7 protein-coding genes are annotated in these 9,824 nt (G+C 43.2%); all 7 read left to right on the top strand.

Going from position 1 to position 9,824, the window contains the following annotated elements; all coding sequences use genetic code 11:
- A partial coding sequence (phoU, locus tag QVO88_RS05890; RefSeq protein ID WP_288177816.1) for a phosphate signaling complex protein PhoU occupies positions 1–423 on the top strand: 423 nt, incomplete at its 5' end.
- A 159-nt stretch (positions 424–582) separates the two neighbouring features.
- Positions 583–2,364, top strand: coding sequence for a Na/Pi cotransporter family protein (locus QVO88_RS05885; protein ID WP_022287584.1), 1,782 nt, complete (start codon positions 583–585; stop codon positions 2,362–2,364).
- Positions 2,365–2,382: 18 nt separating this feature from the next.
- The gene (locus QVO88_RS05880; RefSeq protein WP_022287583.1) at positions 2,383–3,060 is read left to right on the top strand and encodes a response regulator transcription factor; all 678 of its coding nucleotides are present in this window, start codon (positions 2,383–2,385) and stop codon (positions 3,058–3,060) included.
- Between the two features lie 27 nt (positions 3,061–3,087).
- On the top strand, positions 3,088–4,818 hold the full coding sequence (locus QVO88_RS05875) for an ATP-binding protein (RefSeq protein ID WP_022287582.1): 1,731 nt from the start codon (positions 3,088–3,090) through the stop codon (positions 4,816–4,818).
- Between the two features lie 217 nt (positions 4,819–5,035).
- Positions 5,036–5,809: a DUF4261 domain-containing protein gene (locus QVO88_RS05870; protein ID WP_022287580.1), complete on the top strand. Its 774-nt coding sequence runs from the start codon at positions 5,036–5,038 to the stop codon at positions 5,807–5,809.
- A gap of 251 nt (positions 5,810–6,060) precedes the next feature.
- Complete coding sequence (locus QVO88_RS05865) at positions 6,061–7,482, top strand: MBOAT family protein (RefSeq protein WP_022287579.1); 1,422 nt, start codon at positions 6,061–6,063, stop codon at positions 7,480–7,482.
- Positions 7,483–7,496: 14 nt separating this feature from the next.
- Positions 7,497–9,755 carry a DHHW family protein gene (locus tag QVO88_RS05860; RefSeq protein ID WP_022287578.1) on the top strand — a complete coding sequence of 753 codons (2,259 nt, stop codon included), beginning with the start codon at positions 7,497–7,499 and terminating at the stop codon, positions 9,753–9,755.
- Positions 9,756–9,824: the final 69 nt, after the last annotated feature.

Genomic DNA, 9,824 nt, shown 5'->3' with positions numbered 1-9,824 from the left:
CGTGTGTCCGCTGCACTTAAAATGATAACCGATATCGAGCGTGTTGGCGATCAGTCAGCAGATATTGCAGATCTGAATATCCAGCTTATAAAGAAAAAGCAGAAATGGGATCTTAGCGATATCAGTGAAATGGCAAGGGCCGCCACACAAATGGTGAACGACGCTATCGACGCCTATGTGAACGACGACGAGAACCTCGCCCGAAAGGTCATAAGCTCTGACGATAAAATAGACGAGCTTTTTGTAAAGACCAAGGATAAGATAATCGACGAGATAGCAGCCGATAAAGCAAACAGCGAAAAAGCTATAGATACCCTCATGGTGGCAAAATACTTCGAGCGTATCGGTGACCATGCGGTAAATATCGCAGAATGGGTGGTATTCTCCGTAACGGGCGTCCATAAAACAGAAAGAATCATGTAAAATATCATTATAAAAGGCGGAAATACCGCCTTTTTGCTCTTCTTGTACGATTTTACTCAGATTTTACTCAGCCTGATTTGTTATTTTACAATTATGTTGTATAATGTTCATTGTAAACATTGTAACAATAGTGTAAAATTATTATCAGGGAGTGTCAGTATGACGATTTTTAATGTTCTGACCCTTATAGGCGGTCTTGCAATGTTCCTTTACGGAATGAATGTAATGGGTAACGGGCTGGAAAAACTCGCAGGAGGAAAGCTTGAAAAAATATTTGAAAGGCTCACCTCAAACCCTATCAAGGCAATGTTGCTTGGACTTTCTGTAACAGCGGTCATTCAGTCCTCCTCAGCCACTACAGTAATGCTGGTGGGCTTTGTAAACGCAGGCATCATGAAGCTCCATTCCGCCATAGGCGTTATAATGGGCGCAAATATTGGGACTACCGTAACAGCGTGGATATTGTCTTTGTCAGGACTTAACGGCGACAGCTTTATTATCAATATGCTCAAGCCGTCCTCGTTCTCGCCTATCCTTGCGATAATAGGCGTTGCAATGCTGACATTCTCAAAAAACGATAAGAAAAAGGATATCGCATCTATACTCGTAGGCTTTGCAGTGCTCATGTTCGGAATGGACTCAATGAGCGGTGCAGTCGCACCTCTTAAAGACGTTCCTGAGTTCGCAGAAGTGCTTCTCTGGTTCAAAAACCCTATTCTGGGCGTTCTTGCAGGCGCACTTCTTACCGCTATCATTCAGTCGTCCTCAGCGTCAGTGGGAATCTTGCAGGCTCTCTCAGCCACAGGTGCAATAACCTTCGGCTCAGCGCTTCCTATAATTTTAGGACAGAATATAGGTACTTGCGTAACAGCACTGCTTTCATCAATAGGCACAAGCAAAAACGCAAAGCGTGTTGCAGTTGTCCACCTCTATTTTAATATAATAGGAACACTGCTTTTCCTTACAGTTTTCTATCTGCTCAATGCCTTTATCGGCTTCTCGTTCGTTGACGGAGTTGTGGGCGCAAAGGAGATAGCTATTGTGCATACTATATTCAACCTGTCAACATCTATCGTGCTTCTGCCATTTATCAAAGTCCTTGAAAAGCTTGCCTACCTCACTGTCAAAGACAAAGAGGGGGAGGGAAATAAGGACAATATCGAAGAGCAGTTCAAGCTTCTTGACGAAAGATTTCTCCAGTCACCGTCTTTTGCAGTTGAAAAGTGCAGAGAGCTTACAAACCGCATGGGCGAGATAGCAAAAGAAAGCATAGACATGGCAATGAGCATCTGCGTCGATAAGTACGATAAGGAAAAGGCAGAGCAGATAGCCGCAAATGAAGCAGCCGTCGACCTCTATGAGGATAGACTCGGCACATATCTTGTAAAGCTTTCGAGCCGAGATCTTTCTGCAAAGGATTCTCAGTCAGTTTCAACTATACTTCATGTTATAGGCGACTTTGAGCGTATCTCCGACCATGCCATGAATATGGTGTCCGTTGCCGAGGAAAAACAGCAGAAGGATCTGAATTTTACATCACAGGCAACAGCCGAAGTAAAAGTCATGTGCAGTGCTGTAAGAGATGTTTTGGATATCGCCATGGAAGCCTTTGAAAAGCACGATCTGGAGCTTGCCACAAGAGTTGAACCGCTTGAGGAAGTGGTGGATAAGATAAGAACAAAGCTTAAAAACCGCCATGTAAAAAGGCTTCAAACAGGCGAGTGTACCATAGAAATGGGCTTTGTGTTCTCCGATCTGCTCACAAATTTGGAAAGAGTTTCAGACCATTGCTCAAATATAGCGGTCTGTCTTATACAGGAAAATGACGAAAGCTTTGACGTCCACGAGTATGTCCAGATGCTTAAAAATTCAGGCGAGGGCTTTGACGGACAGGTCAAGCGCTACAGCGAGAAATACGCTCTGCCTGCTAAAGAGTTTTAACGAAAAGGGGTAAGATCTATGGCACTTATATATTGTGTAGAAGACGATGACGGAATAAGAGAGCTTATATCCTGCGCACTTAAATCAGGCGGATATGAGGTGAAAGCATTTCCAAAAGCAAAACCGTTTTATGAAGAGATAAGAAACAAAGAGCCTTCGCTGGTGCTTCTTGACATAATGCTTCCTGACGAGGACGGATATTCCATACTTTCAAAGCTCAAAAAAGACAGCCACACTCAGGACGTTCCTGTTATAATGCTTACCGCAAAATCAAGCGAGCTTGATAAGGTGTCAGGTCTTGAAATGGGCGCAGACGACTATATAACAAAGCCGTTCGGCGTAATGGAACTGCTTTCAAGAATAAAAGCCGTTTTAAGACGTGCAGGCAAGCAGAATGCCGAAGCCGATGTCATAGAAGAACAGGGCGTATCCCTTGACGCATCAAGACGTATCTGTACATATAACGGTCAGGAGGTCGTTTTGACCTATAAGGAATTTGAGCTTTTGATGTATCTTATGCGCCATAAGTCCATAGCCGTGAGCCGTGATAAGCTTATGGAAATGGTCTGGGGCTATGAGTTTGCAGGGGAAACAAGAACTGTTGATATGCACATCAAGACCCTCAGACAAAAGCTTGAAGCCGCAGGCTGTACGGATCTTATCAAAACAGTCCGTGGCATAGGCTACAAAATATAAAAATTTTCAGATAAGGAGGAACAGCATATGCAGAAAAAACTCTATAAAGTCATGACGATACTTGTTTCATGTACAGTGCTGTTTTTCCTTTTAGTAGCAGGCTCTCTTGGATATTCTACCTATCAGCGTTTCACTAAAAATGAGCTTAAATCCGCTGCAAAGCTCGTTGCCGCAGGAAACAATAAACCCTCAGAAATGGCTGATATTTTGGAAAGATCAGTAGAATATGATGTCCGTGTCACCTTTATCGACGCACAGGGCAATGTAAAATATGACTCTGAAGCAGATCCCGCCAAAATGGAAAACCACTCCGACCGTGAAGAGTTCAAAGAGGCTATGGCAAATGGCGAGGGCGAATCCACAAGATTTTCCAAAACCCTTGGATATACTACATATTATTATGCCATAAAATATGACGGCGGTGTGCTGAGATTTTCTACAGATAAGGAAAACCTTGCAGGGGTGTTCCTTGCAGTGATACCAATGCTGGTGGTGTTCGCAGGAGGAATAATCTTTATCACCACCATAATCTCCATAAAGCTTTCAGAAAGCATGATAAAGCCGATAAATTCCCTTGTAAAACAGCTTGATCTGAGGAACGAGAATATCGGTCAGTTTGAAACGCCTTATGAAGAACTTGAACCTATCATAAAAAATGCGGACGTTCTTATGGGACGAATACATAAGAACATGAATAAAATAAAGGCAGAGAGAGAAAAAATATCACTTATCACTGAAAATATGGTTGAGGGCATGATACTTCTTGACGAGGACATGACAGTGCTTTCGGTAAATAAGAGCGCCTTGAAAATTCTCGGCAACAGCTTTGACCCTACTGAGCATACCAAGATAGACCATATGACAAACGATCAGCAGATAATAGGTCTGCTTGAAGAAGCCAAGGAAAGCGGTGCAGCAAAAGGTATCATCACAGAAAAAAGCCGTTTTTACCGTACCTTTGCAAATAAGGTCTACAGCGAGAATACCCTTGATTTTGGTATCATAATCTTCTTTGTTGACGTAACAGAGGAGATACAAAGTGAGCAGATACGCCGTGACTTCTCGGCCAACGTATCTCACGAGCTTAAAACTCCGCTTACCACCATAAAAGGCTTTGGCGAGCTTCTTGAAAACGGCATTTTCACCAAGGAAGAGGACGTGAAGAAATACGGCGGTATGATATATCGTGAAAGCGAAAGACTTTTGTATCTTATAAACGATATTATCAGGCTTTCCCAGATAGAGGAGCAGGAACACGTTTTAAACGATAAGATAGACCTGCTGAAAACCGCCCATGACGTAGAGGAGATACTCCGTCACAAGGCAGATAATAGAGAGGTCACAATGACCATTGAGGGCGAACCTGTTCAGATATACGGCAATCAGAGCTATATCACAGAACTGTTTTTGAATCTCATGGACAACGCCATAAAGTACAATCATGAGGGCGGAAGCCTGAAAGTAACGGTCGGCATAGAGGACGGCAAAGCTTTTGCAGTGTTCAGCGACACAGGCATAGGTATATCCGACGAACATCAAAGCCGAATCTTTGAACGTTTTTACCGAGTTGATAAAAGCCGTTCCAAGAAGATAGGCGGCACAGGCTTAGGGCTTTCTATAGTAAAGCATATAGTCGCATATCACAGCGGTGAGATATCCCTTGAAAGCGAGCTTGAAAAGGGAACTACCATAACAGTGAAGCTGCCTTTCAACGAGCCTGAAACACAGCAGGCTGAGGAAACAGCGGTAACAGAATAATAACCACGCCGTTCTGACGAGAAGTCGGAACGGCGTTTTTGTGCAGGTACATGGTATACAAATGTGTGATAAAGCATGGTCAAAAAATCATCGCCGCAGGCGATACCATAATTCCTCATTCCTCACTCCTCATTCCTCATTTACCTCCCCCTGTTGCATTTTCTCCCCAAGTGTGCTATAATGACCTCAACAGACTTTATCTTATGGAGGTAACAAAATGTCAGAAGAAAACAAAAACGTTCAGGAAACCAAGGACGATAAAAAGGAAGGCAACGTCCTTGCAGGCTTCGTTCTCTACACAGACGCTAACATGGATTGGCTCAGATTTAAAAAGTTTCTGAAAGACGATTGGAACATCGTTCCGCAGGACGATGTAAAAGACAACGCTATGGTATTCAAGGTTGGCGATATGGTGGTCGCTTGCTCACTTATGCCTAACCCAGTTCCTAACAAGGAAGCTGAAAATGCGGCAAAGTATAATATTCTCTGGAAAGAGGGCGCAAACGAGGTCGCTAAGCATCAGGCGCACGTTATGCTCGCTGTAATGAATAAAACAAGCGCTGTTGAGCAGGCTATCCTCTTCGCAAAGGTGGCAAGCTCTCTGCTCAAGCTCGATAACGCTATCGGTATCTATAAAGACCCGACAGTTTATGAGAAGAATTTCTATGTGAACTTTGCCGAAACTATCAAAGACGGCGAGTATCCGATGCCTATTCTTATCTACACAGGTATGTATCTTGCTAAAACAGGTCTTTGCGCTTTCACATCAGGTATGAGATTTTTCGGATATGAGGAAATGGAGATAGTTGACTCTCCAAAACAGCCTAACGACCTGCTTGGATTTTTGCTTTCTATCTCCGAGTATGTGCTTTCTGAGGGCGTTGAGCTTAAAGACGGTGAAACTATCGGCTTCTCTGAGGAGCAAAAGCTCCCTATCACTCTGTCAGACGGCGTGAGCGTTCCGGGCAAGACCCTGAAAATAAAGTATTAAACAGCGTAAATGCGTGACTTTCTGTAGGGGCGGACATTGTTTGCCCGTTATCGGTCACTTGCACATGATTTTTAGATATTTCTAAGCCGTACAATTTGTGCGGCTTTTTTTGTGCATAACCGAAAAACTTTCCGCAGACCTCTGTTTTAATTGACTTTTAGAGTGTTCAGTGATATACTTAAATGTGTATCGCCTTTTGTCGGAATAAGCCGACAATGGCTGTTTTATCAATTTTTGTTAGGAGTTTTGTTGTGGTATTTGCAGATCTATTTTTCTTGTATTTTTTCCTGCCTGTGTGCCTGATATGTTATTTTATCACACGCAGTACAGCCATAAGAAATGCAGTGCTGGTGGTGTTTTCACTTATCTTTTACGCATGGGGCGAGCCTGTCTGGGTTAGTATCCTCATAGTTTCCTCCCTTGTGGACTACATAAATGGTCGGGTGATAGAAAAACACCCCGAAGGCTGGCAGGCAAAAGCGGCGCTTGCATGGTCGCTTGTCTTTAACCTTGGGGTGCTGTTCGGTTTCAAGTATACGGCGTTCTTTGTGGAAAATCTCAACAATTGGTTCGGTCTAGGCATACCGGTGCCTAATATCGTTTTGCCTATCGGTATCTCTTTCTATACGTTCCAGACTATTTCCTATACCGTCGATTGCTATTGGGGCAAGGTCAAGCCGCAGAAAAACTTCGGCAGATTTCTTTTGTATGTATCCATGTTCCCACAGCTCGTTGCAGGACCTATCGTAAGATACTCCGTTATCGGCGAGGAGATAAACGAAAGAAAGACCACCGCCAAGGATATCTCCGACGGCTTTTCAAGAATAATCCTCGGACTTGGCAAAAAGGTCATTATCGCAAATAATCTCAGCACCATTGTAACAGCCCTTTTCGGCTCTGCTTCAAACGGCTATGAAAATATAAAGACCCTCTCTGTGGCAGGCACATGGCTTGGCGCAATTCTTGTGGGTCTGTGGTATTATTTTGACTTCTCAGGCTATTCAGATATCGCTATCGGTCTTGGCAGGATATTCGGCTTCCACTTTGATGAGAACTTTAAATATCCTTTTATCTGCAAAACTATCTCGGAGTTCTGGCAGAGGTGGCATATCTCCCTTAGCTCATTTTTCAGAGATTATGTGCTTTATCTCCCTATCTTCGGCAAAAGAAGAAAATACGGAGGACTTTTCCTTGTATGGTTTTGCACAGGACTTTGGCACGGCGCAAGCTGGAACTTTGTTTTCTGGGGACTTTACTATGGAATGTTCATATTCTTTGAAATGCTCATAGGCAAAAAGCGCATGAAGAAAATGCCCGTACCCCTTGCACATATCTATACAAAGCTTGTTATTTTCATAGGCTTCGGAATATTCTATTTTGAGAACCTCGGCTCGCTGGGTACGTTCTTCAAGGCACTTGTTGGCGCAAATGGAAACAAGCTGACCGACACAGTTACACAGCACCTTTTCATGAACAATATCTGGCTTTTTGCAGCGGCAGTGCTTTTCACAATGCCTGTTATACCAAAGATCAAAGAAAAGGCGCTCTCTGCAAAGGGTACAGCCTATTTTATGCAGTCAGCAGGTATCATATGCAATGCGGCGATACTTGTTCTCTCAAGCGTTCTGCTTGTGAACACAACAAACAATCCGTTCTTGTATTTCAGATTTTAGGCAGGTGAAAGAGTATGGCAAATAATAAAGATTTTGAAAAGGACTTCAAACTGCCTGATACAAAGGCTCTTTCAGAAGCCTATACAGAGTATCTTGACAGCGTTACTTTCGGTGGAAAGCCCATAGGCGAGGAAAAGAAAAAGCCTGAAGCTGTCAGCATGGCAAAAGTTGACGAAACGGAGAAAAGCTCCACTGTCCATGACGAGATAGTGGAAAAGATAGTCAGAAAAAACAAGGCTCTCAGCCACAGCATTTGGACGGACGAGCCTGTTTTGAAGCCAAAGAAAAGCGTATGGCTAAATACTGATGATGATAATGAAGAAGCATTGAAAAAAGTTGAGAAAAAAGCCGAAAAAGTTGAAAATTCTCAGTCTGTACAAAAAGCTCAGGAGAAAAATGCTGAGGAAAAGGCTTCTGATAATGAGGTCATTATACCATTTTCCAAAGAGAAAAATCACATAAACGGCACTAAAAAAGAGATATCTGTGGCAGTTTCAGCAGACGGAACTGTGAAAAAGCTGCCGAATAAGAAGAATTTCGTGCTGAAGATCCCTGACAGCTATTATAGGGAATATGACGCAGCGGCACAGGATAAAGGCCCTGTTATCGCAGGAAAAAGGGTCGAGATAATCGACAAGAGAAGCCCTGAGAAAAAGCCTGAGAATGCTCAGAAGCCCAGCAGGGTAGAGGCGACTATAAATGTCAGAGTGCCTGTTCAGAAAGAGCAGGGGCCTGTCAGGAAAGCTGAAAAAAAGGCTGAGCCTAAATCTGAGCCGAAACCTGATCCTGTGGAAAAAGAAGAAAGCGACGCTAAGGCAGAGGAAGCTTACAGAAAAGGCATCGAAAAGGCAAAAAAACGTCGTGAGGAACGTGAAAAGGCTAAGAAAAACAATATTCATGAGCTGGAGTTTAATGTTATAAATTCTGTTGTTTGCCTGCTTATTGTTTTCGGCGTGTTTGCGGCACTGCTTGTGATGAAGCGTGAAAGCGGTTTTATACAGTCAGAAAACAGAAACCTTGCGACTTTTCCGAAATTTTCGCTGTCATCATATTTTGACGGTGACTTCACAAGCGGAATAACCGAATATTTTACCGACACTGTTCCAAACAGAGAAAAGCTTAAATCTTTCTGCTCTGATTTCACGAATATGCTTGGAATAAAGCTCAACGATACTGTTATAACTGGCGATTTCAAAACGGTGGAAAAAGAAGAGCTGGATCAGGATAAGATCGCAAAAACAACAACGGTAACGGCTTTTACAGGTTCGAGGACCACCACCACTGTGGATGCAAAGACCACCGACACAAGCACAACTACGAAAAAAACAACGGAAAGCGAAAAGATAGTTGACGTGCCTGACAATCTTGACGACGGTCAGTGGGAGGGTGACGTTATAGTATCCGGCAAGGGCGAAAACGTCCGTGCAATGGGTGCATACTATGGCACGTTCGAGAACGGCGACAAGTATGCGAACACCATAAACAAATGGAAGGCTGACCTTGGGGACAGCGTGAACGTATACAATATGTCTATCCCGACTTCGGCGGCTTATTATATGCCGAACAATCTCAAGGACGCTGTTTCAGATCAGAAAGACAATATCGACAACATTGCCGCAGGTCTTAACGGAATAATCAACACCGATGTTTATGACGCTCTGGCTGAGCATACAAAGGAATATATCTACTCAAGAACGGATCACCACTGGCAGCCTTTGGGAGCATATTATGCGGCGCAGGTTTTTGCCGATCAGTCGGGAATAGATTTTCCAGACCTTGATACCTACGATAAATGGGAGATAGGCGGCTTTGTGGGAACGATGTATGCTTACAGCAATTACAACAGTGAGTTGAAAAAATATCCTGATAAGTTCATTTACTATAAGCCTGACAATAATGATGATCTGACGGTAAAGTATTATGATACGGAGTTTAAAAACCCTGTGGAGTCTACGCTGTTTTTTGACTATGCAGAGGGCGTGAACTGCTATTCTGCGATACTCAACGTGGATCAGGAGATAGCTGAGATAGACACGGGCGTGGACAATGGCAGAGTGCTTGTGGTGTTTAAAGACAGCTTTGGAAATGCTCTGATACCATTTTTCACCCATGGTTTCTCAAAAATCTATGTTTGTGATTTCAGATATTTTGATATAAACGCTATTGATTTTTGTAAAGAAGTGGGTTGCACAGACCTGCTGTTTGCAATATCGTTGACGAGCTGTTCAACGCCTAGTAAGGTGGATTGTTTGAATAATATTAGGATACAGTAGGAGCTTAAGTGAGGAGTGGAGTTAAGTGAGGAGTGAGGAATGAGCATAGCAGACCAAAGTAAATTGCAA

Origin of the sequence: Ruminococcus sp. CAG:57, assembly GCF_000435935.1 — a bacterium.
Lineage (GTDB): Bacteria > Bacillota > Clostridia > Oscillospirales > Ruminococcaceae > Hominimerdicola > Hominimerdicola aceti.
This window is presented reverse-complemented; position numbering and strand designations above follow the sequence as displayed.

Coding starts and splice junctions, on each gene's coding strand:
- QVO88_RS05885 (WP_022287584.1), top strand. CDS start 583: ATGACGATTTTTAATGTTCTGACCCTTATAGGCGGTCTTGCAATGTTC.
- QVO88_RS05880 (WP_022287583.1), top strand. CDS start 2,383: ATGGCACTTATATATTGTGTAGAAGACGATGACGGAATAAGAGAGCTT.
- QVO88_RS05875 (WP_022287582.1), top strand. CDS start 3,088: ATGCAGAAAAAACTCTATAAAGTCATGACGATACTTGTTTCATGTACA.
- QVO88_RS05870 (WP_022287580.1), top strand. CDS start 5,036: ATGTCAGAAGAAAACAAAAACGTTCAGGAAACCAAGGACGATAAAAAG.
- QVO88_RS05860 (WP_022287578.1), top strand. CDS start 7,497: ATGGCAAATAATAAAGATTTTGAAAAGGACTTCAAACTGCCTGATACA.